At 69.6% G+C, this 25,468-nt stretch carries 19 protein-coding genes; 11 read left to right on the forward strand and 8 right to left on the reverse strand.

Translation table 11 applies throughout. The annotated features are described in order from the left end of the window. Positions 1-43: 43 nt before the first annotated feature. The 7 genes from ACWF0M_RS13735 (at position 44) to ACWF0M_RS13765 (ending at position 9,252) form a co-directional block, all read left to right on the forward strand. The gene (locus tag ACWF0M_RS13735; protein WP_452235974.1) at positions 44-730 is read left to right on the forward strand and encodes a response regulator transcription factor; all 687 of its coding nucleotides are present in this window, start codon (positions 44-46) and stop codon (positions 728-730) included. After that, positions 727-1,995, forward strand: coding sequence for a sensor histidine kinase (locus tag ACWF0M_RS13740; protein WP_452235975.1), 1,269 nt, complete (start codon positions 727-729; stop codon positions 1,993-1,995). Before ACWF0M_RS13735 ends, ACWF0M_RS13740 begins: the two co-directional genes overlap by 4 nt. A gap of 81 nt (positions 1,996-2,076) precedes the next feature. Next, complete coding sequence (locus tag ACWF0M_RS13745; protein ID WP_452235976.1) at positions 2,077-3,039, forward strand: AAA family ATPase; 963 nt, start codon at positions 2,077-2,079, stop codon at positions 3,037-3,039. A gap of 1 nt (position 3,040) precedes the next feature. Continuing rightward, positions 3,041-5,095 carry a fibronectin type III domain-containing protein gene (locus ACWF0M_RS13750; RefSeq protein WP_452235977.1) on the forward strand — a complete coding sequence of 685 codons (2,055 nt, stop codon included), beginning with the start codon at positions 3,041-3,043 and terminating at the stop codon, positions 5,093-5,095. Further along, the gene (locus ACWF0M_RS13755) at positions 5,092-6,228 is read left to right on the forward strand and encodes a DUF58 domain-containing protein (protein WP_452235978.1); all 1,137 of its coding nucleotides are present in this window, start codon (positions 5,092-5,094) and stop codon (positions 6,226-6,228) included. The genes ACWF0M_RS13750 and ACWF0M_RS13755 overlap by 4 nt, the downstream gene beginning before the upstream one ends. Beyond that, positions 6,225-8,339: a transglutaminase TgpA family protein gene (locus ACWF0M_RS13760; RefSeq protein WP_452235979.1), complete on the forward strand. Its 2,115-nt coding sequence runs from the start codon at positions 6,225-6,227 to the stop codon at positions 8,337-8,339. Before ACWF0M_RS13755 ends, ACWF0M_RS13760 begins: the two co-directional genes overlap by 4 nt. 88 nt (positions 8,340-8,427) lie before the next feature. Continuing rightward, positions 8,428-9,252, forward strand: coding sequence for an SAM-dependent methyltransferase (locus tag ACWF0M_RS13765; RefSeq protein WP_452235980.1), 825 nt, complete (start codon positions 8,428-8,430; stop codon positions 9,250-9,252). A 114-nt stretch (positions 9,253-9,366) separates the two neighbouring features. On the opposite strand, the gene ACWF0M_RS13770 is transcribed toward ACWF0M_RS13765, so the two are convergent. Genes ACWF0M_RS13770 through ACWF0M_RS13785 form a run of 4 tightly spaced genes read right to left on the reverse strand, consistent with a single transcriptional unit; the run spans position 9,367 to position 14,260 of the window. Continuing rightward, positions 9,367-11,664 (reverse strand): fibronectin type III domain-containing protein, encoded by a 2,298-nt coding sequence (locus ACWF0M_RS13770; protein ID WP_452235981.1) that lies wholly within the window; start codon positions 11,662-11,664, stop codon positions 9,367-9,369. Positions 11,665-11,716: 52 nt separating this feature from the next. Next, on the reverse strand, positions 11,717-13,063 hold the full coding sequence (locus ACWF0M_RS13775; RefSeq protein WP_452235982.1) for a serine/threonine protein kinase: 1,347 nt from the start codon (positions 13,061-13,063) through the stop codon (positions 11,717-11,719). A 13-nt stretch (positions 13,064-13,076) separates the two neighbouring features. Continuing rightward, on the reverse strand, positions 13,077-13,649 hold the full coding sequence (locus ACWF0M_RS13780; RefSeq protein WP_452235983.1) for a hypothetical protein: 573 nt from the start codon (positions 13,647-13,649) through the stop codon (positions 13,077-13,079). Continuing rightward, positions 13,646-14,260, reverse strand: a complete 615-nt coding sequence (locus ACWF0M_RS13785) for a hypothetical protein (protein ID WP_452235984.1) — start codon at positions 14,258-14,260, stop codon at positions 13,646-13,648. Before ACWF0M_RS13785 ends, ACWF0M_RS13780 begins: the two co-directional genes overlap by 4 nt. Positions 14,261-14,381: 121 nt before the next feature. Between ACWF0M_RS13785 and eccD the strand changes: the two genes are divergently transcribed. Both eccD and eccB read left to right on the forward strand, forming a co-directional pair. Continuing rightward, the gene (gene eccD, locus ACWF0M_RS13790) at positions 14,382-15,764 is read left to right on the forward strand and encodes a type VII secretion integral membrane protein EccD (RefSeq protein ID WP_452235985.1); all 1,383 of its coding nucleotides are present in this window, start codon (positions 14,382-14,384) and stop codon (positions 15,762-15,764) included. A gap of 1 nt (position 15,765) precedes the next feature. Then, entirely contained in the window at positions 15,766-17,187 is a 1,422-nt protein-coding gene (gene eccB / locus ACWF0M_RS13795) for a type VII secretion protein EccB (protein ID WP_452235986.1), read from the forward strand. Positions 17,188-17,326: 139 nt separating this feature from the next. Here the strand turns inward: eccB and ACWF0M_RS13800 are convergent, their stop codons facing one another. Genes ACWF0M_RS13800 through eccCa form a run of 3 tightly spaced genes read right to left on the reverse strand, consistent with a single transcriptional unit; the run spans position 17,327 to position 23,228 of the window. Further along, entirely contained in the window at positions 17,327-18,871 is a 1,545-nt protein-coding gene (locus tag ACWF0M_RS13800) for a hypothetical protein (RefSeq protein ID WP_452235987.1), read from the reverse strand. Then, entirely contained in the window at positions 18,871-19,287 is a 417-nt protein-coding gene (locus ACWF0M_RS13805) for a hypothetical protein (protein ID WP_452235988.1), read from the reverse strand. Before ACWF0M_RS13805 ends, ACWF0M_RS13800 begins: the two co-directional genes overlap by 1 nt. Continuing rightward, complete coding sequence (eccCa, locus tag ACWF0M_RS13810; RefSeq protein ID WP_452235989.1) at positions 19,287-23,228, reverse strand: type VII secretion protein EccCa; 3,942 nt, start codon at positions 23,226-23,228, stop codon at positions 19,287-19,289. Before eccCa ends, ACWF0M_RS13805 begins: the two co-directional genes overlap by 1 nt. Before the next feature lie 154 nt (positions 23,229-23,382). On the opposite strand from eccCa, the gene ACWF0M_RS13815 reads away from it, so the two are divergent. Continuing rightward, positions 23,383-23,700 carry a hypothetical protein gene (locus tag ACWF0M_RS13815; RefSeq protein WP_452235990.1) on the forward strand — a complete coding sequence of 106 codons (318 nt, stop codon included), beginning with the start codon at positions 23,383-23,385 and terminating at the stop codon, positions 23,698-23,700. A gap of 28 nt (positions 23,701-23,728) precedes the next feature. Further along, positions 23,729-24,031 (forward strand): hypothetical protein, encoded by a 303-nt coding sequence (locus ACWF0M_RS13820; protein ID WP_452235991.1) that lies wholly within the window; start codon positions 23,729-23,731, stop codon positions 24,029-24,031. A gap of 71 nt (positions 24,032-24,102) precedes the next feature. On the opposite strand, the gene mycP is transcribed toward ACWF0M_RS13820, so the two are convergent. Then, the gene (mycP, locus tag ACWF0M_RS13825; protein ID WP_452235992.1) at positions 24,103-25,407 is read right to left on the reverse strand and encodes a type VII secretion-associated serine protease mycosin; all 1,305 of its coding nucleotides are present in this window, start codon (positions 25,405-25,407) and stop codon (positions 24,103-24,105) included. Positions 25,408-25,468: the final 61 nt, after the last annotated feature.

Consider the following 25,468-nt stretch of genomic DNA (forward strand, 5'->3'; position numbering starts at 1 on the left):
GACATTTCGATGACACACGAGACGGTGCTGATTGAGGTGGGCCGTGCGCGTACTGGTGGTTGAGGACGACAGGGAGCTGCAGGTGGCCGTCCCGGCGGCGCTCCGCTCCGCCAATCTTGCGGTCGATCTGGCCGTCGACCTGGACGACGCCGACGAGAAGCTGTTCGTGAACTCCTACGACTGCGCCGTGTTCGACCGGATGTTCGAGATCGACGGCCGCAAGGTCGACTCGCTCGCCTACGTCAGCCGCCGCCGGAAGGAGGGCTGGACACTCCCGGTACTGTTCCTGACCGGACGGGACACGCTGGCCGACCGGGTGGACGGGTTCGAGCACGGTGGCGACGACTACCTGGTCAAGCCGTTCGCGGTCGAGGAGCTCATCGTCCGGGTGCTCAGCCTGGTCCGGAGGGGCCCGACCATCCGCCCGCCGATCATCAGGTACGCCGACGTGGAGCTCGACACCGCCCGGCGTACCGTGCACCGGGCCGGCGTGCTGGTGACCCTGCGAGGCAAGGAGTTCTGCGTGCTGGAATACCTGATGTCGCGGCCCGAGCAGCTGGTCACCCGGGCCGAGCTGATCGACCACTGCTGGGACGGCGACGGCCCGATGTCGAACGTCGTCGACGTGACGATCACCCGGCTGCGGAACCGGCTACGCGGCGGTCCGGATCTGGTCCAGGCCGTGCGCGGCCAGGGGTACCGGCTGCACAACCCCGGTGGTGCCGGATGAGTCAGCGCGGGATGCGCGGCACGTCGGCCGATCGCCTGCGGCGGCTGCGCTGGTGGCTGACCGTGCTGTTCACCGCCACGAACACCGTCGCGCTGATCGTGCTGGCGCCGGTCATCCTCGTCCTGGACGCGCAACGCGGTGCCGATCAGCTCGACCACGACCTGAGCGTGGTGACACAGCCCGTGCTGCGGTTGATCGACGAGAACCACGGTGCGCTGGTCACCGCGCGGATCCCGCCGGACCCGCTGGCGTCGGACTGTCCTCAGTTCGCCGTCATGGCAGGGCAGAAGTCAGGGTTCGATCCGTACTTCAGCACGCGGGACTGCGTACAGATCGATCATCAGATCCTCGCGGACCTCGCCGTTCAGGCCGTGCAGAACGGCGGTCCGCTGACCGCCGACAAGGAGGCGGTGAACGGGCACCAGGTGCACATCGCGGTGCAGCCGTTCAAGGACTCCAACGACCGGTACTTCGGCGCCGTACTCGCCTGGCAGGACACCCATGACCAGAGCGAGCAGCACCAGCAGCTCACGATCGCGGTGCTGGTCGTCTGCACGATCCTGATCGGCGCGGCCGCGCTCATCGGCTACTGGCTGTCCGGTCGCGCGATCCGGCCCGCGATGGCCGCCCTCGAGCAGCAGGAGACGCTGCTCGCCGAGACCGCTCATGACTTGCGTACGCCGGTTGCCGCACTGCGCGCTCTCGCCGAGACAGCGGCGCGGGATCCCGAACAGCGCGCGGAACTGCTGCCGCGGACCGTCCGGTTGGCCGGGCGGATGGGCGACATCATCGACGGACTCCTGGTCCGCGCGCGGCTCGCGGCGGGCGTGGAGCACCTTGCGATGCAGCCGGTCTGGCTCGACCAGCTGGTCGCCGGCGTGGTCGAGGACATGCCGGCCGGGGACGCCCGGTTCTCGCTGGTGACCGCGCCGACCATGGTGCGTGCCGACCCGACCCTGCTGCAGCGGGCGATCGGCAACGTGCTGGGCAACGCGATGCGGCACGGCCGGGCGCCCGGCGCGGACCAGGCGATCATCACGGTGACGGTCGCCGACGGCCGGGTCACGGTTGCCGACCAGGGCCCGGGGATCGATCCCACCGTCGGCGCGGACCTGTTCGAGCCGTACACGACCGGCAGCTCCTCGACCGGCCTCGGCCTGTCGATCGTGCGCTGGGTGGTGCTCGCCCACGGCGGCGACCTGAAGGTCTACAACGCGGACGAAGGCGGCGCGATCTTCCAGATCCAGCTGCCTACCGTCCAGTAGTAGACCGGTTCTGTACGGCGGATGGACCAGGGCTGAGTATGGTCACTCAGTGCAGTCCGGCGTACACCACGGGAGACATCTATGAGCGCGACGATTCCGCCCGGCGAGGCGTATCGGTTGGTGGCGGACAACCTGGGGAAGGTCATCCACGGGAAGCCCGAGGTGATCCGGCTGGCGCTGACCGCGCTGTTCGCCGAGGGGCATCTGCTGATCGAGGACGTACCGGGGCTCGGCAAGACCACGCTGGCCCGGTGCATCGCGCGCAGCATCGACGCGAGCTGGAACCGGATCCAGTTCACACCGGACCTGCTGCCCGGCGACATCACCGGCGTGATGGTGTACCACCAGGGCACCGAGGCGTTCGAGTTCCACCCGGGCGGCATCTTCGCCAACGTGGTGGTCGCCGACGAGATCAACCGGGGTACGCCGAAGACGCAGTCCGCGCTGCTCGAGGTGATGGCCGAACGCCGCGTCACGGTCGACTCGAACACCCGCGCCGTACCGGACCCGTTCCTGGTCATCGGCACCCAGAACCCGATCGAGATGGAGGGCACGTACCGGTTGCCCGAGGCGCAGCTCGACCGGTTCCTGATGCGGATCGAGATCGGCTACCCCGACCATGACGCCGAGGTCCGGATCGTGCTCGGCGACACCGGCCGGATCGGCCCCGACTCGCTCAGCCCGGTCATCGACGTACCGGCGCTGCGGAACGCGATCGCCGCCGTCCGGTCCGTCCACGTGGACCCCGCGATCAGTTCGTACGCCGTGAAACTGGCTGCCGCGACCCGCGAGCACACCGCGGTCCGGTACGGCGCCAGCCCGCGCGGCAGCATCGCCCTGGTCCGCGCGGCCCGGGCCTTCGCGGCCACCGACGGCCGGGCGTTCACGACGCCCGACGACGTCAAGCAGGTCGCGCATCCGGTGCTCGCGCACCGGTTGGTGCTGACACCGGACGCGGAACTGAGCCAACGGCCGCCGTCGTCCGTGGTCGACGAGGTGCTGTCCGCCGTACCGGCGCCGACGGCCGGCGCGACCGCGAGCTGACATGCGGCATCGGATCGGGGGCAAGGTCAAGGAGTTCCTGCGGCAGGAGGCGTGGCGCTCGCGGGCGGCGCTCGCCGCCGTGGTGACGGTCTGCGTGGTGGCCACCACGCTCGCCGTGACCGGCGCGGGCGCGGACACCAGCGGGTTGAAGTTCCTGCAGACCGGCCATCTGATCTACAACAGCACGCTCGGCAGCGTCTTCCACATCGACGGCGGGACGAAGGCCGTCGACGGGCAACTCCCGTTCCCGGGTCTCGGCCCGGGCGTCCGGACTGTGCAGACCGACAAGCAGGGGTTCATGCTGGCGCGCGGCAGCATCATCGAGTTCGGCAAGTCCGATCTGGTGGTCGAGGACCCGATCAAGGCGCCGTCCGAGGAGCAGCCGACCGCGCTCGAGGCGCCGGGCGCGGCGTACGCCGTGTACCGCGAGGCCGGCGCGATCGCCCGGCTCAGCGAGGATCCGGTGACGTTGCCCGGCAGCGGCTCGCTCGGTCCGCCGGTGACCACCGCCGACGGAACGTTGTGGGTGCACCGGCTGACCAGCCGCGAACTCTGCCGGCTGCCGATCAAGGCGGACCGGTTGACGTGCCCGGCCGAGGTGCCGAGCGGTCACACCGGCGCACTCACTGTCGTGTCGGACCAGGTCGTGTTCGTCGACACCACAGCACGCGAACTGCGCGCGGTCGACGCCGACGGCTTCGGCCGCAGGGTGCCGATCCCGGATGTCGCGATGACGCCGGCGGCGATGGTCGCGCCGTACGACGTGAACGGCCGGATCGCGATCGTCGAACCGACGAGCAACGAACTGCACCTCGTCGACGCCGCGCCCGTGATCGGCGACCAGCAGGCGGCGGCGCCGGTGGCCCGGAAGCTGCCGGCCGGCAAGTACTCGCAGATCGCGTCCAGCGGACACGGTCTGGCACTCATTGACGCCACCAACGACACGCTGGTGACCTTGGGTGCCGACGGCAAGGAAAAGTCCGTCCAGCGGATCCCGCCGCCGACGAGCAAGGCCGAGCCGGACCCGAAGGACGAGCCGACGCTGTTCCGCGGCGCGGACAAGCGGCTGTACGTCGACAGCGTGACCGGCGAGCACTCGATGGTCGTCGACGACGACGGCGAGGTCACCGAGGTGGAGGCGGTCGGCCCGGCCCGGAAACCGGAGAAATCCCAGCCGCCGAAGGCCGAGGAGACCACCACTCCACCCTCGACCCCACCCTCGACGCCGCCGCCGACCGAGGAGACGCAGAAACCGCCGCCACCGCAGAACACCCAGGGGTCGGACGGCGACAAGCGCACGCCGCAGCGGACCGAACCGCCGACCGAGAAGCCGCAACGCAAGACCACGCCGCCGCCGTCGAAGCCGACGACCAGACCGACGACCACGAAGCCGACGACCACCAAGCCGACGCCGCCGCCGAGCAAGCCGACGACGCCGAAACCCAAGCCGAAGCCGCCGCCGGTGAAGGCGAGCCCGGCCGCCGCTCCGCCCGGGTTGAAGGCGACGCCGGGCGACAACGAGGTGACGCTGGGCTGGCGGCGCCCGAACCTGAACGGCGGGACGTTCGTCAGCTACAGCGTCAGCCAGGACAGCGATCCGGAGTCGACATCGTCGACCAGTTACACCTGGGGCGGGTTGACGAACGGTACGGCGTACACGTTCGAGGTCCGTGCGGTGACGCGCGGATCCAACGGTGAGCTGCTGATCGGGGTGGCCGCGAGGGTCACCGCGACGCCGGGTTCGGGACGGTTCTCGATCACGTACGGGCCACAGGTCACCAAGTTCACCGACTCGAACTGCCCGGAAGGCACCGAGCAGGACTGTCACTACATGGTCCTGCACGCCAGGGGATTCGAGCCGAACACCGACTACACGTTCCGTGCGTATTCGAACGGCACGCAGATCCATGACACGTACACGCTGACCACCGACGACAACGGCGACCTGGATCAGGAGAAGTTCCACAACTCCCGGGTCGGCGAAACGGTCTACGTGACGGCGACAGGTCCCGGAGGGCCGTACAAGTCCAACTCGTTCACGTGGCCGCCCGGATGAGGCTCACGGGACGCGGGGTCGCCGTACTACTCGGGTCGATCGCCGCCTACGCACTGGGCGAAGTGGCTGGGTACTCCGTCTTTCGCGCACTGGCCGGGATCGGTCTCGGGGCGTTGATCGCCGCGACCGTACTGACGGTGCGGCAACCGCAGGTGACTGTGCAGCGAGTGCTGTCGCCGGACCGGGTCGTGCGCGGCCGTCCGGCGCTGGCGACGTTGCGCGTGCGGAACGAGGGCACGCGTTGGCAGGCCGCGTTCGCCGCGCACGACTCGGCGGGTGACGAGCGGCAGGAGGTCAAGATCCGGCGGCTCGGTCCGGGCAGCGAGGCGACGTACCGGTATGAGCTGCCGACCTTGCGGCGCGGGAAGATCGCCGTCGGCCCGCTGACGCTCGAACGGCGCGACCCGCTCGGCCTGGCCCGCAACAGCAAGGCGACCGGCGAGGTCGCGACGTTGTGGGTGCACCCGAAGCGGCATCCGACCAAGACCGTGGTCGCCGGCCGGCCGCGGCACCATCACGTCGGCCGGACCGCGGACGACTCGCTGCGCGGATCGGCCGACCTGCGCGACGTTCGCCCGTACGTCGTCGGCGACGAGGTCCGCCACCTGCATTGGAAGGCGACCGCTCGCACCGGGCAGCTGATGGTTCGCGACTACGCCGATCCGGATCAGCCGCGGCTCACGGTGCTGCTCGACACCCGGCGCGGACCGTTGTCCGAGGCAACTTTTGAAGAGGCGACCGAGGTCGCGGCGTCGATCCTGTTCGCGGCGTCGACGGCCGGCCACCGCTGCCGGTTGGTGACCACGGCCGGAGCCGATCTCGCTGCTCCCGGCGGCGCCGTCGCGTCCCGGATGTTCCTCGACGAGCTGTGCGTGGTGGACCAGCGGGACGACAAGTCCGGCCTGGTGCCGCTCGTGCTGACCACCGGAATGTCCGCGGGTGGCGCGATCGTCGTCGTCACCGGTGCACGCGGATCGGCCGCGGACTTCGCGCCGCTGCTCCGGCGGTACTCGTCGGTGACGGTGATCGGCCTAGGCGAGGCGCAGGGCGTCGCACCGATCCTCAGCGCCCAGGTCGTCCTCGGCGGCTCGGCCCAGGAAGCGTTGCAACAGTGGACAGGAGTCCTGCGATGAGCCGCCGGCAGACGATCGCGGTGCTCGCCTCCGTGCTGATCGGCGGGCTGTGCTTCGGGCCGGTGTTCGGGCTGCGCAACCTCTGGCTGCCGGTGGGATCGGTGTGTCTCGTCACCTTCGTCGTCACGGAGATCTGCAGGCAGCGGCTCGCGGCGTGGCGGCCGATCCTGATCGTGCTCGGCGGTCTGCTCGCCGTTGCCGAAACGGTGCTGCGGGCAACTACTGTGGCGGGACTGCCCACGGCGGCGTCGATCCGGGCGCTCGGGAACGGGTTGACAGGCTGGCGGTTGACCCTGGAGTCGACCTGGCCGGCGCGGCCGGATCCGGAGCTCGTGGTGTTCGTGCCGCTGCTGACGTTGATCGCCTGCCTGCTCGCGGTCGAGCTGCTCGACCGCGCGCCGCCGCTGGTCGCGTTGATCCCCGGACTCGGTGTCGTCGGTGCGAGCCAGTTGTACATCGCGGCGGACGGGTGGGGCGCCGTACTGATCGCCGCTGCGCTCGGGCTGATCGTCGTCGCGCTGCTCATCCCGGACAATTTGGAGGTACGGCGGATCGCGCCATGGCTCGCGACCGCGGTCGTGACGATCGCCGCGATCGTGTGCGGGATCATCGTGAGCACGATCGATCCAGTCGGGCGTACGCCGTACTCCTTGCAGAAGGTGCAGTCCGCGACGGCTCCCGGCGTTCGGCAGACGAGTCCGCTGGACGAGCTCGCGAGCCGGTTGAGCGCGCGGGAGCGCGACGAGGTGGTGTTCAAGTACACGGCCTCGAAGCCGGTCGATCGGTGGCGGCAGGTCGCGCTCGACGACTTCGACGGCGCGAACTGGACGACCGACCACCCGTTCCTGCGGATGGGGTCCGAGGTGGGTTCCGACGTCACTGTGCCGACGTCGCTCGAGTCGGCGAACGTGCAGCTCGAGGACCTGGACGGGCCGTGGTTGCCGAGCCAGTTGCTGCCGGCAACGGTCAGCGGCGTGACGGATCCGCAGGTGGAGCCGATCGGCGGGACGCTGATGTCGTCCGGACGGCCGGACGACTACAAGCTGACCTGGCGGAAGCCGGACATCGATGCGCAGTACCTGCTGAACGCGGGGATCGACGGGGACGCGTCCGGCGGGTTCGAGCTCCCCGCGGTACCGCCGGAGATCGCGTCGATCGATCCGTTGCAAGGGAAACGGGCGACGTTCGCGACGGCGATCGCGCTGGAGAAGTACCTGCGGCAGAACTACACGGTGGCGGTCGGCGACGTCCTGCCGACCGGGTACGGGTGGCCGCAGCTGAAGAGCTTCCTCCTCGACGAGAAGCCGGGCGGGGCGCAGGCAGAGACGAAACAGCCCGGAACGAGCGCGCAGTTCGCGGCGGCGTACGTCGTACTCGCGCGGCTGAACGGGATCCCGGCGCGGCTGGTGGTCGGGTTCCGCGCGCCCGCGAAGCCGGAGGCGGACGGGTACTACACGGTGCGGAACTCGGACGCGTTCGCCTGGCCCGAGGTGGCGGTCGACGGCCTCGGCTGGTGGCCGCTGGATCCGGCCGAGGATGCGGCCACCGGCAAGACCACGGTCGCCGGGTCGATCGACGACATCACCAGCCAGGCGCGGGCCGCCGTACCGCCGGTGGAGAAGATCAAGGACCCGGAGGTTCCGCCGCAGACGGATCGGGGCGACGACACGGGCAGGCCCGTCCTACCGCCGATTTCGCCGACGGCCGTGTTCTCGGTGTCGGTGGGGTTGTTGCTGCTGTGGCTGGTCGGCGTACCGCTGGTGAAGCTCGTCCGGTCGGCGCGACGCCGACGGCGGGGCGGGAGCGCGGCGGTGGTCGGGGCCTGGGCCGAGGCGCGGGACCGGTTGCGCGCGCACGGCGTACCGGTGACTGCCGGTATGACGGTGCGGGACCTCGCCGATGCGGCGAAGGAGTTGCCGGGGACCGCGGGTGGGCTGACGCGGGTCGCGCAGGCGGTCGACCGTGCGTTGTGGTCCGGGGGAGCGACGACGCCGGACGTGCAGAACGACGCGTGGGCGGGTGTTCGCGAACTGCAGAAGGCGCTGCGCGGACGGCCGTGGATCGACAGGTTCCAGGCGTCCCTCGAACTGCGAACGCTGTTCACTCGCTAGCGTCGGCGAGACTTGCCGGGGCCGGAAGCGAGGTAGTTTCCGGGTCGCATAGAGTGACATCTGTCTCGACAAGGAAGGATTCCGCGCGATGGCCGATGCAGACGAGCACGTGACGGAGAACTCGCCGTTCCCGGGCTTCGACACGACCAAGCCGAGTATCGCCCGGACGTACGACTACCTGCTCGGGGGCAAGGACAACTTCGCCGTCGACCGCGCGTTCGGGGACCGGTTCATCAACGAACTCCCCGGATCCCGCGTGATCGCGTACGACAACCGCGGTGCGCTGATCCGCGCGGTCCGCGAGATCGTCACGAAGACGCCGGTCCGGCAGTTCATCGACCTCGGCAGCGGCCTGCCGACCGCGGACAACGTCCACCAGGTCGCCCAGCGGTACGCACCGGACGCGAAGGTCGTGTACGTCGACAACGACCCGATCGTGCTCGCCCACGGCCGCGCGCTGCTCGCCGAGAACGACAACACCACGGTCATCCAGGCCGACCTCCGCGAGCCGAAGGCGATCATCGAGCACCCCGACACCGTGCGGCTGATCGACTTCGGCGAGCCCGTCGGCGTCATCTTCAGCGCCACCCTGCACCACGTGAACGACGACGAGGACCCGGCCGGCATCGTCCGCTTCTGGAAGGACCGGATCGCCTCCGGCAGCCACGTCTTCATCAGCCACTTCCGCAGCGAGAACGACCCCCGCAGCCAAGAGCTCGAGCAGGTCCTCCAAGGCTCCCTGGGCCGCGGCCGCTGGCGCACCGACGACCAGATCCTCGCCCTGTTCGGCGACGGCTTCACCGTCCTGGACCCCGGCATCGTCCCCGCCACCGAATGGCGCAACGAAAACGCCCCCGACGACCTGACCGACTACCAACACCTAATAGCCGCAGTCCTAGCAGTAAAGGACTGACCCGTCGCCGGAGCGCCGCCTGACGCCCGAGCAGCTGACGAGTTACCTCAACCGACGCGAGTACGCGGTAGTCGGCACCACCAGACCGAGCCGTAAGCACGCCCGCCAGGTGGGTCAGGTGCCGGATTTCCAGAAGAATTTGTTGGAGGTGTAGGTGCCTTCGGGGCCTTGGACTGTTACCCAGGTGAGTTGGCCGACGGCGCTGCAGGGGAACTGGTCCGGGACGAGGAGTTGGCCCTGGGCGTCGGTCTTGGTGCTGTAGCCGGGGTTGAAGTTGCCCCACCCGGATGTGTACGGCTTGATGTTGTACGTCGTACTCGGCGTCAGGTTCTCGATCCGGACCTGGACGAACGCGCATTCCGGGTGCCGGCAGTCGTTGCCGTACGTCGTACCGTTGCCCCGCGATGCCACCACCCGCTTGGTGGGCTGGTCCTTGCCGACCGAGGTCGCGCGCAGGCTGGTGTACTTGCCCACCACCTCCTGCCCGTCCGACGCCTTGGTGATCGCGCGGACGAAGAAGTTGGAGTACTTCCCGTCGGTCAGCCCACTGATCGTCGCGGACATGGTGGTCGACTTCACCCGGACCGGCGCGGTGCTGGACCCGATCGAAACCTCGTACCGCAGGAAGGTCCCGTCGCCCATCGTCGGCTGCATCCAGCCGAGCGTCAGCGACCCGCTCGTACCGTCGGTCTGCACCAGGAGCTCCCGCGGTGACTCGGCCGGGTTCCACTTCAGCTCGACCTGGTTCGACTTCACGGCGGGCCCGTTGCCCGCGCTGTTCACCGCGTAGATCGTGAAGGAGTACGGCGTTTTCGTCTTCAGGCTCGGGATCAGCGCCGACCGCGTCGACCCGCTGACCGTCGTCGTTCCACCGGTCCAGCTCAGTGTGTACGCCGTGATTGTCGCGCCATGTGCCGCAGCCGCGCCCCAGCTGACGACCGCACCGCCGTCGATGATCCGGGCTGCCACGTTCAGCGCGGCACCGGGCCGGCCCGGCTTAGCAGCCGGGGGCTTCGGCGGTGTCGGCGGTGTGGTCTTGCGGGTCGGCGGCGGCGTCTTCGTCTTGCCGGGATCCGGTTTGTCCGGCGTGTGTTCGGTGCCCGGCCGATTCGTCGGCGTGGTCCGCCGCGGCGTCTCCGGCTTGTGCGTGCTTGGGGGAGTGCTCGGAGGAATACTCGGGGGCGTGGTCTTCGGCTTGGCCGGCGGGAGAGTCGGCTTGGCGGTGTTCCCGGGTTTCGTCGGCACGGTGGTCGGCTTGCCGCCGCTCTCGCTGGTGCCGATGTCCACGGATTCGGTCTCGCCGTCGCGGTCGACCACGACGACGCGGTCGCCGATCCCGTTCTCGACGTACACCCGGGAGTCGTCGCCGCGGTACAGGTTCGCCTCGGGCTTCGCACCCCCGCCCGCCGGCCGGCTCGGGAGCTTGGCCTCGCCAACCTGACGGCCGTCGCGGCCGAGCGTGATCAGGTTGGAGTTCTTCCTGTCCAGCAAGGCGATCCCGGCACCGGAGGAGGCGACCTTGTCGAAGTTCCCCTTGGGGAGCGGCGTGCTGATCGGCGCCTCGGGCTTGTCCGGGTGTGCGATGTCGACGAGGTGCAGCCGGTTGTGGTCCCGGTCGACGATCGCCAGCCGACCGTCGACGTCGTTGCCCGCGACCAGCGCGTTGTCGGGTACGTCGATGTCGCCCAGGTCAGGCCCAGTGTCCATCCCGCCCGCGTTCAGCGTGTACACCTGCCGAGCGGTGAGGTCGACGAACACCGCGTCCGACCCGACCGCGGTCAGCGCGCCCTTGTGTCCCTTGGGAGCCGTTGCGGGACAGGACATCCGGTCCGCGGTCATCGGCAGCCGGCACAGCTCGCCGTCGCCGACCTGATGCACCCACAGCGTCCCGTCCGACGTCACAACCGGATCGCCGAGCGGGCCGCCCGGGAACACGATCGTCTCCTTGTCGCCGAACCGCACCACCCGCCCGCTCTGCTGGTACACGGCGAACGCCGCACCGGCCGCCTCGAGCCCGATCGGCTGCTCGTTCGTCGCCGGCGGCTGCACCGGGTCCAGGACCGTCAGGTCGGACTTGCCGAACTGGTCGATCCGCGATCGGGACAGTACGTACCCCTGCTTGTCGGTCTGGACGACCTGCGCACCCGGCGTCGCGGTCTTCAGCTCGGTGTCCGCGTCCACCTTGCCGGTCGCGCCGTCCAGGTGGAAGATCCGTCCGACCACGCTGTTGTAGACCCAGTGACCGGACTGCGTGAACTTCACGCCGCTGTCCGGGGAGCCGGCGCCGGTCAGCACGACCACGCTCATCAACCCGACGCAACCGGCCACCACCGCTGCCAGCGTGGCCTCGGAGCGGCCACGCCTGCGGAGCAGTTCGGTGAGCCGCCTGGGGCGGAAGGGGATCGGCCTCACGCGCTCAGACTAGGCGATCGAGGTCCAGAACCGGTCCACAGTCCGTCCAGCGTCAACCGCTGCAGGTCGCACCGCGGATGGCCCTCGGCTCACTCTCGAACTTGTCCACGCCGTCGGTGCCCTGCACAAGGAAGCAGTACTTCAGTCCGCTGCTGACCTGCACGGTCAGCGTCGTCTGCTTGCCCCGGAGCGTTGTCTGCGGCTGTTTGGCACCCTGCTCCGCCACGATCACGGCGTACGTCAGCTCCCGCGGGTACGACCAGGTCAGGACGACCGAAGTGCCCTTGTCCACAGGCGGATTCAGCTTGATCGTGGCCTGTTTCGCGGGCGTCGGCGTCGGCGTACTGACAGCAGGCGGTGGCGCGGCCACCCGATCGGCCGGGTCGTCGCCGCCCGGCCGGAACACCACCGGTACGACGGCCACCAGCGCGACCGCCGCGCCCGCACCGATCAGCAGCGGTTTCCGGGATTTTCCGGGCGCACCAGATGTGGCCGGCTTCTGCTGTGCGGGCGCCTTCTTCTTCGGCGCCTCGACGACGGCCAGCGGAACGCTCCGACCCGCAGCCAGTTCGTCGCGGAAATCGTCGAAATCCAGCTCGTCCTCCGGCTCCGCTCCCGCCCCGGCCAGCAACGCCTCGAACTCGCCGACCACGGTCGCCGCCTCCGGACGGGCGTCCGGATCCTTCGCCATCATCCGCTGCAGCAGCGCCGATAACGCCGGCGGCACATCCCGGCCGGTCACCTCCGCGGGCGGTTCCCGCAGAACACGCAGTACGACGCCGTCCGGGGACTCACCCGGCCGCGCCGGAAACGGTGGCCGTCCGGTCAGAGCCAGATACAGTACGGCGCCCAGCCCGTAGACGTCGGCCGCCTCGGACAGCTCGCCTTCCCGCAGTACCTCGGGAGCCGTGTACGCCGCATCGCCCATCAGGTCACGCGGAAACCGCAGCCGCAGCGCCAGCCCGAAGTCCGAGAGCGCCGGCTGCCCGCTGGATCGCTCGAGCACGTTCGCCGGCGTCACCCCGCCGTGGACCAGTCCGGCATCGTGCGCCTCGGCCAACACGGAGCTGAGGATCTGCCCGAGGACGATGACGTCCCCGATCGGCAGGGCACCGTTCGCGACGAGGTCCGGCAAGACCTGCGGGCAGAACTCCATCCGCAGCCCGGTCCGTCCGTCGGGCAGGTCGTCCAGCGACTCCACCCGGACGATCGACGGCGCCGACCGCAACCCGGCCAGCTTCGCCTGCTCGACCTCGATCGCGTTGTAGGTCCGCCGATCGAGCGGCTGTGGGTACACCTTCAACGCGACCGTCCGCCCGCCGGGAGGCGCCAGCAGGTACACCGTGGCCACCGGCCCGGTGGCACGCGGCACCAGCGCATCGGGTGAGATCTCAGCCATCAGGGTCATCTTGTCATCCCGCAACGTCCAGGTACGCGCATCCGCGTGCCACCAGGAACCTCAGGTCGCCGAGGATCTCGGCGAGGGCGGCGTCCGGATCGGGCCGGCCGGACGGCTCCGCGGTGACCGTCGCGCGGACCTCGCAGCTGTGCCACAACGTCGGCGCCACCGAACCCCATTGCCACAACTCGTAGCAGTCCGGGTCCAGGATCGCGGCGGTCCCGAGACCGGGAATCCCCACCGCATGCCCTTCCAGTCGGTCCGGTGCGTTGCCGAGGCCAACGAACATGATGTCCAGCCGGTGCCGTTGCGCGAACAGCCGTCCTTCGTCAACAACCGCAATCAGTCCCGCGTCGGCCAGGCGCTCGACGTACGCCGCCGGCTCCGTGATCCCGGCCCGCTGCGCATGGACGACCACATCGTCGACGGTCCACGCGCCCTTGCCGACCTCCGGCACTCCGTGGGCCAGCACCCAGACCGCGAACGCGTCCGCATCGAGCCGGTGCTGACTCCATCCGACCCGGACGACCTGCTCCTGCTCGCGAACGCCGTTGTAATGCCCGATCGGGAAAACCGGCGCGGTCATCGGAGCCTCCGACGGTCGAAGTACGCCGCGCGCACGCAGAGCAGACCGTGGATCTGCCCGAGTACGCCGGTCAGCACGTTCCGCGGATCGGTCTCCTCCGGCGCCGTCACCCCTGCCTGCACAGCGACCTTGGCCGCATCGTGGCAGCCGCTCCACAGCTCCGGTGCGAGCTGCGCCCACATCAGAACGTCGTACACGGCGACCGAGACCTGCGCGACCGGCTGGTTCAGGAGCCCGACGGTCTGCATCCACGGCTGATCCGGATCCGCCCCGAGTCCCTGCAGCAACGGGAAAAGCTGATGGGCCGAGGCGAACTCGACCGCATCGTCCGCTTCCGGATCGACCGCCACCAGGAGCCCGTCGCGAAGGAACCGCTCGACCACCTGCTCTGCCTTCAGCCCGAGGTTGACGGCACGCTCGGTCAGCGAAGACCGCGTCGGCCGGTCCTGGTCGTCGACGCCGTGCGCCAGCAGCCAGACCGCGAACTCGTGGTCCGGCAACTCGGCGACCTCGACGCCCACCCGGACCTGCTGCCGTCGCTCGTCCGCCCCCGAATACACCACTCCCACGTCATGTCCCACCGGGATCAGCAGCTCTCGATCAGTCGTCACGGTGCCTCCACATCCGCCGGTACGAACAGCACGCTAAGGCGGCCCGACGTACGGCGGTTGTGGACGGCAGGAACCTGTCGCGCCCGCGCCCGACCGCCTGATCGCCAAGACAGTTGGGTACATGAACATCACAGGTCTGGTCCGGGTGACAGTCGTGGCTCCCCAGCGGCGCCTCGACCTGGCCTTACCCGAACAAGCAGCAATAGCCGAGGTCCTTCCCGGTCTCCTGACCAAGTCCGGTGAACACCTCGCCGACCAGGGCGCTCCGGACGGCGGGTGGGTCCTGCGTCGCAGCGACGGCATGGAGCTGAACCTCGGCCGGACGCTCGGTTCGCACCGGATCCGGGACGGCGAGATCCTGCATCTGGTGTCGCGCGGTCTCGACTGGCCGGAGCTGGAGTACGACGACCTGGTCGACGCGGTCGCGTCCGGCGCAGGCAAACTCGGCGTACCGTGGACCGCCCGTCACACCCGGATCGCCGGCCTGACCGGCGCCGCGCTCGCCCTGCTGGTGGTGATGGCCGTGGTGCTCCGGCGCGGCGCGCCCTGGGCCGACGCCGCCAGCTGGTTGCTTCTCACCTCGGCGTTGCTGGTCGCCGCCGGGGTCGCGCTGGCCCGCGTGGTCGGAGACTCCGGCGCAGGCGCGCTGCTCGGCGGTCTCGCACTCCCGTTCGCGGCGATCGGAGGCGGCCTGTTGTTCGCGGGTACGTCGACGTGGCCCGCGATCGGCGCACCCCAGATGCTGTCGGCCGGTACGGCGTTGATGCTCGCCGGAGTCGCCTGCTACCTGGGGATCGTGGACAGCGGCTCGTTGTTCGCGGCGGCCATGAGCACCGGCCTGCTCGGCCTCATCGCTGGCTGGATCGGTACGGCGGATTCACTCGACGGACCCGACGTCGCCGCAATCGTCGGCGCCGCGACGTTCGCGTTCTCGCCGCTGCTCGGTCCGCTCGCGCTCCGGCTCGGCCGGCTCCCGATGCCGATCCTGCCGCGCACGACCGCCGACCTGGTCCGCGACGATCCACAGCCACCACGACGGCACGTGTACGGCGCGGTCGTCCGCGCCGACGGGTTGCTCACCGGCATGCTGACCGGCGTCGCGATCGCGGTCTCGGTGTGCCTGGTGCTGCTGACCACGGACCGCAGTACGCCGGCCACCGTGCTGACCGGACTGCTCACGCTCGGATGCTTGCTGCGGGCAAGGATCTACCCGGTGGTGAAGCACCGCCTGATGCTGCTCACCACGGCGTTGACGGGGATCGCCTGCCTGGTACTCGGTCCGCTGAGCGCCTCGGCCGCAGACCCGGCCGCGCTGATCGTCCCGCTGATGGTCATGCTGGCCGCGATCACGATCTTCTGCGGCCTCCGGTACAGCGCCAAGCTCCCGAGCCCATACCTGAGCAGGTACGCCGAGATCCTCGAAGTACTCGTCACGCTGGCGCTGATCCCGCTCGCCTGCTCGGTGCTCGGTCTGTACGCCGTGGTCCGGGGCTGGGGAGGCTGAGATGGCGACGAGGAAGGACCAACTGCAGTCGCACCAGTTCTCGGTGCAGCGGATGGTGTCAGCGCTCGTCACCCGGGAGACCGACCCGGAGCAGCCGCCGTTCAAACGAGCCACGTCCGCGGCGTTCGGCGGAGTCGCGATCATGATCGTCGCGCTGGCCGCCGTCGGCGTGTACGGGATGGTCGTCCCGGGAGGCAACAAGGCCTGGAGCAAGGGCGACAGCGTCATCGTCGAGAAGGAGACCGGCACCCGGTACGTGTACATCGACGGACACCTGCACCCGGTCGCCAACTACGTCTCCGCACTGCTTGCACTAGGCAAGAAAGGCGAGACGCGGCGGGTGTCGCAACGGTCGCTGACCGGGATACCGCGGGGTCCTCGGATCGGGATTCCGGATGCGCCGGACGCGTTGCCGCCGGCAAACAAACTGCTGACCGGTGGGTGGACGTTGTGCTCGCAGCCGGCCCGCGACCAGGCCGGAACGCGGACCAATGAGTCGGTGCTGATGATCGGGCAGCGGCCGGACGCCGGTACGGCGATGACCGAGGACGCGATGCCCGTCCGGGTGATCGAGACCGGTGACGAGTACCTCCTCAGCGAGGGCTACCGGCATCGGATCGCCAAGAGTGACGTCGCCACAGTCGCGGTCGCGCTGCATTCGCAGCCGGTCACGCAGGTAGGTGCAGCGTTCGTGGCGGCGCTTCCCGACGGTCAGCCGATCGCCCCGCTGCGGCCGGCAGGTATCGGTACGCCGACGACCGTCGTACCGGGTCGGCCGAAGACGTTGGTGGGGCAGCTCTTCGTCGTGCAGACGTCGGCGGGCAGGCAGTACTACCTGGCAACGCAGAAGGCGTTGCTGCCGATCAGTGACGTGCAGTACGACATCCAGCGCGCGTACGCTCCGCTCAAGGCGGCGTACGGCGGTAAGTCGCCGACGGCGATCGAGCTCAACCTGATGGCAGTCAGCGAGGCCGAACTGCCCGCGGTCAGCACCGAGGAAGGTGCGGTGCCGCGCACTTGGCCGCGCTTCGTCGGTCCACGAGACGGCATCGGCACGGTCTGCGCCGCGTTCACCCCGGGCCAGTCGCTCCCCACGATCTTGATCGACCCGGCGATGCCGCTGCCGGATGCGATGACCGCGACCACCAAACGCACCCGGCGCGACACGGTTCTCGCCGACCGGATCCTGATCGCTCCCGGTACGGCGGCGGTTGTCGAGGCGCGCCCCTCGGAACAGGCTCCGGCCGGCACGATCTCCGTCGTCACGGACATGGGACGCGCCTACCCGCTGTCCGACCCGAAGCTCGTCGAGACCCTCGGCTACGGCGGCGCACAACCGGTCCCGATCCCAGCCTCCCTAGTGGCCCGCATTCCCCAGGGCCCCGGCCTCGATCCCACCGCAGCCATCCAACCCGTTCCCTGACCTACCTGCGATCTCCGGAAACTTTTCGTCACCAGGTGACGTTTTTGTTCCGGAAAGGCGCGGTGCGGCCCCGGGTACAGCTCGAAAGCCCGGCTCGAGATCGGATATCTCGGGCCGGGCTTTCGTTCGTGATCGGTGCTCAGTTGGACGGGCGGCGTTCCTGGTGCGGGGCCGCCTTGGCGTCGGTTGCCTCCACCTTCCAGAGGTCCTCGTCGAGGAACTGGAGTGTGTTGGCGGCCTCGGTCTTCTCCTTACGCCTTCGGGTGTTCACCGGTACGGCGGGAAACGCGCCAGGCAGATCCTTGCCCTCCCGGCCACGCAGCCCGGCCGGGACGCCTGGGGTGTCGCCCTGCTGCCGGTCCCGCCGGCGGTTCGCCCGCCCGGCGAGCACGCCGTTGCCGGGCTTCCCGGCCCGGTTGCTGCCGGCACCTGCCGCGCCGGCCATCGGCGGCATCATCGGCGGCATGCCGCCGCCACCCTGGCCGCTCGCAGCGCCGGTGCCACCGGCGAGCCCGGCGGGGGCGGCCGGCGCCCGCCCGCCGGACAGCGGACCCTGCGACGACGCGGTCTCGGCGACCGCACCCGGCCTGGAGCCAACACCCTTCTGGTGCCCGCCCCCGACACCGCCGGCACCCGGCAGACCGCCGCCACCGACCCCACCGCCGGGAACCTTGCCGACACCACCACCGGCACCGGCAGCGCCCCCGGTGAACCCGCCCGGCACCGCACCGACCGGCAGCGTGTTGATCGGGGATGTGACCGGAGCGTTGGCCACCGGCACGTTCGGCAGCATCGGCTCCCTCGGGAACAACGCCGTCGATCCCGCAGGCATCCCGGCCAACCCGGTACCACCGCCCGGCACCTCCGGAATCGATCCCGCACCGGTGCCACCCGCCTCACCGGCACCGTCCATCCCGCCCGCGCCCGCGCCGGCGTCCTGCGCCCCGCCGCCTTGGTCGGCCGGTCCCGCCTGTTGGCCGCCGGGATCGGCGGCTGCCGGGTCGGCACCCGTGGGTCCGCCCGGTGAGCCCGGCGCGGACGGGGTGTTGCCCGGGGTGTTCGCGCTGGGACTGCCGTTCCTGCTGCCGGGACCGTCCCACTTCAACCTCTGCGCGTTGGAAGTCAGGGTCGCGCCTGTGCTGCTGTACTGCCCCGCGAGCGCGGTCATCGCGTCGCCGGCCGCCTGCAACGGGATCCTCGCCTGGTTCGCCCAGGCCGCCTCGTTGAAGTCCCCGGGCGCCACCATGGTCTTCGCGGCGTTGTACTCGCGCACAACCTTGTTGAGTGCCTCCGTTTGCGTCGCAACGGTCGTCGCTGTCGTCCTGATCTGCCCCGCCAACTCGTTGAGCAGACCCTGCGCCGGAGTCATGGCGCCGTACGACGTCGAGAGCGATGCCTCGGTGGTTGCCCGGTTCTGCTTGAAGATCTCCGAGTCCTCACTGTGCCAGTCCTGCAGCAGGGTCTCGGTGACCGAGTGGAGCTCCAGATGCGCGGTGTTGACGGCATCCGCGGACGAGTTCCACATCATTCCCGCCGTCTCCAGCGGGCCGCTGAGTTCCGCGTCCGTCTGCATCATCACGGAGAGCGTGGTCATCAGGTCGACGCAGGCCTGGACCGTCTGCGCACCGCCGATCTTGCCGGTCACTTCGCTGATGGACGAAGCGCCGAGGGCATCCTTTGCCATCAGTGGCCTCCTGCCGGGGCGGGGTTGGGACGTGGATGGTCGAGCTGGTAGACGATCGCGTGCCCGGGGTCGAAGTCCTTGTTCGGCGTGACGTTGCCGTCCTGCGGCTTCAGCAGCTTGTTCAGACGCTGGGTGGTCACGTCGGCGTTCCGATCGAGGGCGCCGCCGATCTCGGTGATCGCGGACTGGTAGCCCTGCAGGCCGTCCGCGGTGTTCGACATGTACTGGACCAGCTTGTCGCGAGCAGCGCGCTCGACCTTCATGAAGGCCGTGCTCTCGGCCGTTCCACCGCCGGCGGCCGGGGATGCCGAGTTCTGTCCGGCCTCCCGCATCTTCGTCGAGAAGTCGTCGGTCACGTCGGCCAGGCCGCCGCTAGCCGTGTGGAACGCCTCGGTTCTGGCGTCTAGGTCCGCCATCAGTCCTCCTTGGTCGGTGGGTGGGTCAGTTGGATCAGTTGGTTGGTGCCTTGGCGGGTGACCAGCCAGCCGCGGCCGGGTGGCATCGGCTGGGCTCGGAGACCGCCGAGGAGGGGACCCTCCTCGCGGCTGCCGGACATCAGCAGGCCTGGTGAGCCCACGTCGCGCATCCGGGCCAGGACGGGCTCGAACAGCCCGCGCATGGCGCCGCCGGTCCGGCGGGCCACGTAGATCCGCAGACCGAGGTCAGCGGCTTGGGGGATGAACGGCACCAGCGGCATCAGCGGATGGTTCTCCGCGGAGGCCACCAGGTCGTAGTCGTCGATCAGGACGAACAGCTCGGGCCCTTCCCACCAGCTGCGGTCACGCAACTGCTGGGCGGTGACCTCGGGACCGGGCAGCCGTTCCTGCAGCACGTTGGCCAAGCCGTTGACGAGCTGGGCTGTGACCGCGTGATTCGTGCCGTACCCCAGCAGGTGGTCACTCTCGACGTCACCCAGCAGACTGCGCCGGTGGTCGACGACCAGAAGCCGTGCCTGCTCAGGGGTATAGGTCTCCCGGATCCGGTGCGCCATCGTGCGCAGGAAGCCCGACTTTCCGGAGCCGGTGTCGCCGAGGAGGATGAACGTCGGGTCGGCGTTCGGGTCGAGCAGCACCGCCTCCAGGCTGCGCTCCGCGACGCCGACAGCCAGTCCGTGTTCGCGGGAGCTGGCGCCGTCGTTGGTCGCGTACGGCACGTCACCGGGCAGCAGCTTGATCTCCGGCGCCGGCTTGCCCGGCCAAGCTTCCTTGACGGCGGCGACGAGTTCGCGCAGCCCGACGGCGAACCGATCCGCGCTGTCGGTGAGTCGTGGTGCCGCGGTCAGGAAGTGGTGCCGGCTCGTCGTGACACCGCGCCCGGGTGCATGCTCCGGGACCAGTGCTGCCGCTCGACGGTCGACCAGCGAGTCGATCGGGTCGCCCAGTCGCAGTTCGAGTTTCGTGCCGCACAGGTCACGGACGTTGGTTCGTACGTCGAACCAGCGCGCGGCGCTGATGATCAGGTGCACGCCGTACGCGAGACCGCGGGTGGCCAGGTCGCCGATCGCCTGCTCGAGATCCTCGAAGTCGTTGCGGATCGTCCCCCATCCGTCGATCACCAGGAAAACGTCGCCGTACGCATAGTCGGCGGCCTCGCCCCGCCGGCGCCGTTCGCGGTACGTCGCCATGCTGTCGATACCGTCCTGCGCGAAGCGTTTCTCTCGCTCGGCGACGATGCCGAGCAGTTCGATGACGGTCCGGCGTACGGCGTTGGTGTCCTGACGGCCCGCGGTGGTTCCGACGTGCGGCAGATCGCGCAGGCTGGACAGCATTCCGCCGCCGAAGTCGAGGCAGTAGAACTGCACTTCCTCGGGGGTGTGCGTCAGGGCGAGACCGGCGACGATGCCGGCCAGCGCGGTGCTCTTCCCGGTGTGCGGCGCACCCGCGACGGCGACGTGGCCGGCTCCGCCCGACAGGTCCAGCAGCAACGGGTCGCGGCGCTGGTCGAGCGGCCGGTCGACGACGCCGGCGACCGTCTGCAGCCGGCCCGGGACGAACGAGCTGCCGGGGATCGCGGTGAGCTGCGAAAGCAACTCGCCGAGCGCCGGCGGCTTGTCCAGCGGGGGCAGCCAGATCTGGCGAGCCGGGGTGCCGCGGCCTTCCAGGCGTTCGACGAGGATCTCGAGCAGCGTCTCGCCGCCGGACTCGTCGAAGACGCCGTCCGGGTCGTCGTCCTCCTCGACTTCCTCGGTCACCGCCGGGGCGACGTACCGGCTGGAGTAGTCGAGCAGTTCGACCGTGTTGTCCTGCAACGGCAGGCTGTCCGCGGTGGGCCGCCGGTGGATGCCGGACACGTACGCCGAGCGGAACCGGTCCATCTGTTCGGTGCCGACTTTCAGGAAGCCATGTCCCGGGGCACGCGGGAGCTTGAACGCGTCGCTGACGCCCAGCACTGTCCGGCTGTCGACCTCGGAGAAGGTCCGCAGACCGATCCGGAACGACAGATGTGTCTCCAGCCCCCGCAGTCGGCCTTCCTCCAGCCGCTGGCTCGCCAGCAGCAGGTGTACGCCGAGCGACCTGCCGACGCGCCCGATCTGCACGAACATGTCGATGAAGTCGGGACGGGCGGTCAGCAACTCGGAGAACTCGTCGCAGATCACCAGCAGGGTCGGAACCTCCTCGAGCGGTGCTCCGGCCGTGCGCGCCTTCTCGTAGTCGCGCAAGGACGCGAAGTTGCCGGCGGCCCGGAGCAGTTCCTGCCGGCGGAGCAGCTCACCGTTGATCGCGTCGGTCATCCGGTCGACCAGATGGAGTTCCTCGGCCAGGTTGGTGATCACCGCGCTGGTGTGCGGCAGCGCGTCGAGCCGGGTGAACGTCGCGCCGCCCTTGAAGTCGACGAGCGCGAAGTTCAGCGACCGCGGCGGGTGCGTGATGGCCAGCGCCAGTACCAGGGTCCGCAGCAGTTCGCTCTTGCCCGAACCGGTCGCACCGATCAGCAGCCCGTGTGGTCCCATACCCTCCTGGGCAGATTCCTTCAGGTCGAGTTCGATCGGCTGCCCATCGGCCCGCAGACCGAAGCGGACCCGGAGCCGCTCCCGCATCGGCCGGGGCAGCCAGGTGTCGTCGGGATCGAAGTCGAACGGATCACCCAGATCGAGCAGTTCGGCCAGACCGAGATCGGCGCTCAACGGCTGATCGCCCTGCGCGCCCGCGGTCAGCCGCAGCGGAGCCAGCTGCCGGGCAAGTCCTTCCACAGCAGCGATGTCGAGGCTGTCGGCCTGCCCGAGATGCTCCTCGCCTTCCATGGTCTCGGCCGTAATGGCGCCGTCGGTGGCGAGATCGAGGCTGATCGCGGTCGAGTCGATCGCTCGCGGTGGCGGCACGGTCAGGTCGAGTACCGTCACGCCTTCGAGTCCCGGGCCGACGAGCAGATGATCGGATCCGTCCACGTCGCCACCGGCTACGACAAGCACCAGGTGCGGGCCGTTGACCCGTCCGGCGACGTCCGGATCGAACCGCGGGCGATTGCTCACGACGTCGTCCAGCATCGCCTCGATCGCAGTGATCGATGCTGCGATCAGCCGGACCGGTCCGAGAGCGTCGCTGCGTTCCGGGTGCAGCGTGTGGGGAAGCCACTTGGCCCAGTCCCAGTTCTCGAGATCCTCCGGCGCGGCACAGATCGCGATCCGCAGGTTGTCCGGGGCCTGCAGCGTCACCAGTTGCGCGATCATCGCGCGGACCATCGCCCGGGACCGTTCCCGGTCACCCGGCAGGTAGATCCGGCTGAAACCCGTGATCGCGATGGCGAGCGGCAACCCCGGCACCGTGGAGTACGTCGCCACGAATCGTCGCAATGCCAGCGCCGACAGCGGTTCGAGGCGCTCGAGTGGCTGGGTGTCCGGTGGGACCACTGTGGTGGCGGGATTCTGCGAACCGACGCCGATCCGGGTCGCGCCGAAGTCGGCGTCGTCCTGACGGCGTTCCCACAGCCGGTAACTGCCGGCCAGCACCCAGAGCGACTCGGGGTGCGGATGCAGGTAGCCAAGGGCTTCCCGCTGCTGCTCGATCGACCTGCTGAGGCGCATCCGCTGCTGGGCCAGGTGCCGCAGATAGGTCCGCCGGGCCTGGCTCATCTCGGCCTTGCCGCCACCGGAACGGGCGAAGACCGCCATCACGACCATGCCCAGCATCGCCAGGCCGAAGAGTCCGAAGATCACGTAGCGCAGACTGCTGCTGATGCTCCCCGAGAACATCAGCATCATCGCGCCCATCATCGCGACCATTGGCAACACCATCAACATCTGCATCCATTGCCGGCCGCCCGGCTCCGGAACCTCAGGCGGTGCCTCGAGCAACAGTTCGCCGCTCGGGAGCTCCGGGGCGAGCCGCCGCATCGGACGCCGGACCAACATGGTCGCCATCGTCGAACCCCTTCCGTGAGGCCTGTCCCTGAGGATCCTCACGCGCCCGGACCGGTCCGTGGACGCCGATGGCAGGAACGTGCCGCCCGGACCGCCTGCTGCCGTCGGCTCCTTAGCTTGTGAGCGGAAGCACCAGACGAGAGAGGAGACAGTCATGGCCGGAGCCTTCATTCAGGGACTCACACCGGAGATGGCCCACCACGCCAACCAGACCGCGGCATTCGCCGAGGCGCTGGGGGACAACGTCCGCCGGTCGCAGGCGAACACCATGGATCTGGGCGGGTCGTTCCGCGGTGAGGCGTACCAGTCCAACGTGCAGGGGCACGAGAACTGGACCCAGGCCGCACAGCTCAAGGGCCAGAACCAGGCCGGCATCCAGTCCGACGGAACGATGCAGATCGCGAACATCTACGAACAGCTGAGCGCGAACGGCATGCAGTCGTTCGGCACGATCGGCATGCCCACGGCCTGATCGGACACCGACAGACAAGGAGTTACTGATGGCTGAGATCTTTCAGCAGTTCGGCGGCATGATGGACGCTGCACAGGTCTACCGGAACCTTGGTGAGGAGCGGATCACCGCCGCTCAGGACCAGCTGAGCTCTGTCAACGCACTCTCCTCGGGTGCGTGGTGCAGCGCGGATCACGACGACTACTTCGTCAACGCCCAGCTTCTCACCAACCAGGCGGACGCTCACGGTATGGACGCCAAGCATCGAGCCACCGTGATGGACTCGGTCGTGTCCGACGGTCAGTCCACGCTGGCTACCTGCCGCGGCATCGCGGCCAGCCTGTCGGTCTGACGGTCGCTGCGACAGTATCCAGCGGATGAGCCCCAGCCGGGTCCCCCCGGCTGGGGTTCACCTGTTTCGGCTCAGGCGTCGCGGTTGGGACGGGCGAACAGGAACTCCGGCGGCAGGTCCGCCTGCTCGCGCCGGGCGCTGTGGGCGATCGCCGATCGGCCGACAGCCCAACGACGACGGTGACCAGCGGTCATCAACCACGCCAGCAGCACAACGATCGCCATCGCGCCGCCGGCCAGTACGGCGGTGCTCCGCGCGACTACTCCGCGCGACTGCCACCAGGCCGCGAGCGCCAGTTCGTGCTCGTCGGGTGGCGGAACGTGTGCCGCCGGCAACTTCTTCGCCGCGCCGACGGCGAGCCCTTCGGTGACGGCTCGGTACGGGTCGACGATGCCGGCGCCGTACTCCAGGCTGCCTGTACCGCCGCGGGCCGGGTCGGCGGTAGCCAGCAATCGTTGGGCGACCTGCGCGGCGGTCAGCTTGGGCCACGCGGCCCGCACCAGAGCCGCCGTACCGGCGACGAACGGCGCGGCAAAACTCGTGCCGTCCTCGTAGGCGTGTCCGGCGACGCGGGTCGGTGCCAGAACCGAGCCGCCCGGCGCGACCAGGTCGACGTACGGACCGACCTGGGATGCGCTGACCCGTGCCCCGGAGTTGTCGATCGCGCCGACACCGATGACCCCCGGATAGGACGCCGGGTAGGACGGGAGCGGCCCGTCGTCCGAGCTTTGCCCGTTGCCGACCGCCGCGACCACGACGACATCGTGGGCGACCGCGTAAGCGATCGCCTTCCGGACCGGTGGCTGGTCGCGGAAACCGGCCACCGAAAGGTTGATCACCCGGGCCTTCGCGTCGACGGCGTACTTGATGCCGTTGGCAAGGATCTTCGGATCGATCTCCTCGGTGTTGCCGTTGGTGTCCGTCTCCCGCTCGCTGATCCGCACCGGCAGGATCCTGGCCCCCGGCGCAACGCCCTCGAACCCGATCCCGGGCCGGCCGTCGGCGGCGATGATGCCCGCGACCCCGGTCCCGTGCGAGATGCAGTCGTAGTTGCCGGGCAGCTTGCCCGGCACGTAGAAGTCGTGCCCGGGCAGAACCTTGCCAGGGCGGCGCAGTTGCGGATGGTCCGCGTCGACACCCGAGTCGATCACGGCGACCGTGACCCCGCTGCCTGTGCTGAACGGCCACGCACGCTGTGGCATCAGCAACTGTTGCGCCCACGGCAGTGCCTTCTGCACGGGATGGGCCGGCTCGGCATTGCGGCAGGCGCCCTTCGGAGGCACGGCGTACGCCGGTATTGCGGCTGCAGCCGGCCCGAGGGCCAGCGCACCGGCCACCGCGGCGGCCCCGAGTCGGATCTTCGCGTGGGATCTCACCCTCCGAGCCTCGGAGGTCTCCGGCGGGCGTAGTCCCGGATGGCCGGAAGAGGTCAACCGC

The sequence above is a fragment of the Kribbella sp. NPDC055110 genome, from assembly GCF_053607525.1.

Excerpts from the sequence above, each read along its gene's own strand:
- ACWF0M_RS13800 (WP_452235987.1), bottom strand. The coding sequence starts at position 18,871 with ATGGCAAAGGATGCCCTCGGCGCTTCGTCCATCAGCGAAGTGACCGGC.
- ACWF0M_RS13765 (WP_452235980.1), top strand. The coding sequence starts at position 8,428 with ATGGCCGATGCAGACGAGCACGTGACGGAGAACTCGCCGTTCCCGGGC.
- ACWF0M_RS13775 (WP_452235982.1), bottom strand. The coding sequence starts at position 13,063 with ATGGCTGAGATCTCACCCGATGCGCTGGTGCCGCGTGCCACCGGGCCG.
- ACWF0M_RS13750 (WP_452235977.1), top strand. The coding sequence starts at position 3,041 with ATGCGGCATCGGATCGGGGGCAAGGTCAAGGAGTTCCTGCGGCAGGAG.
- ACWF0M_RS13760 (WP_452235979.1), top strand. The coding sequence starts at position 6,225 with ATGAGCCGCCGGCAGACGATCGCGGTGCTCGCCTCCGTGCTGATCGGC.
- ACWF0M_RS13740 (WP_452235975.1), top strand. The coding sequence starts at position 727 with ATGAGTCAGCGCGGGATGCGCGGCACGTCGGCCGATCGCCTGCGGCGG.
- eccB (WP_452235986.1), top strand. The coding sequence starts at position 15,766 with ATGGCGACGAGGAAGGACCAACTGCAGTCGCACCAGTTCTCGGTGCAG.
- ACWF0M_RS13815 (WP_452235990.1), top strand. The coding sequence starts at position 23,383 with ATGGCCGGAGCCTTCATTCAGGGACTCACACCGGAGATGGCCCACCAC.
- ACWF0M_RS13755 (WP_452235978.1), top strand. The coding sequence starts at position 5,092 with ATGAGGCTCACGGGACGCGGGGTCGCCGTACTACTCGGGTCGATCGCC.
- eccD (WP_452235985.1), top strand. The coding sequence starts at position 14,382 with ATGAACATCACAGGTCTGGTCCGGGTGACAGTCGTGGCTCCCCAGCGG.
- eccCa (WP_452235989.1), bottom strand. The coding sequence starts at position 23,228 with ATGGCGACCATGTTGGTCCGGCGTCCGATGCGGCGGCTCGCCCCGGAG.
- ACWF0M_RS13745 (WP_452235976.1), top strand. The coding sequence starts at position 2,077 with ATGAGCGCGACGATTCCGCCCGGCGAGGCGTATCGGTTGGTGGCGGAC.
- ACWF0M_RS13780 (WP_452235983.1), bottom strand. The coding sequence starts at position 13,649 with ATGACCGCGCCGGTTTTCCCGATCGGGCATTACAACGGCGTTCGCGAG.
- ACWF0M_RS13820 (WP_452235991.1), top strand. The coding sequence starts at position 23,729 with ATGGCTGAGATCTTTCAGCAGTTCGGCGGCATGATGGACGCTGCACAG.
- ACWF0M_RS13805 (WP_452235988.1), bottom strand. The coding sequence starts at position 19,287 with ATGGCGGACCTAGACGCCAGAACCGAGGCGTTCCACACGGCTAGCGGC.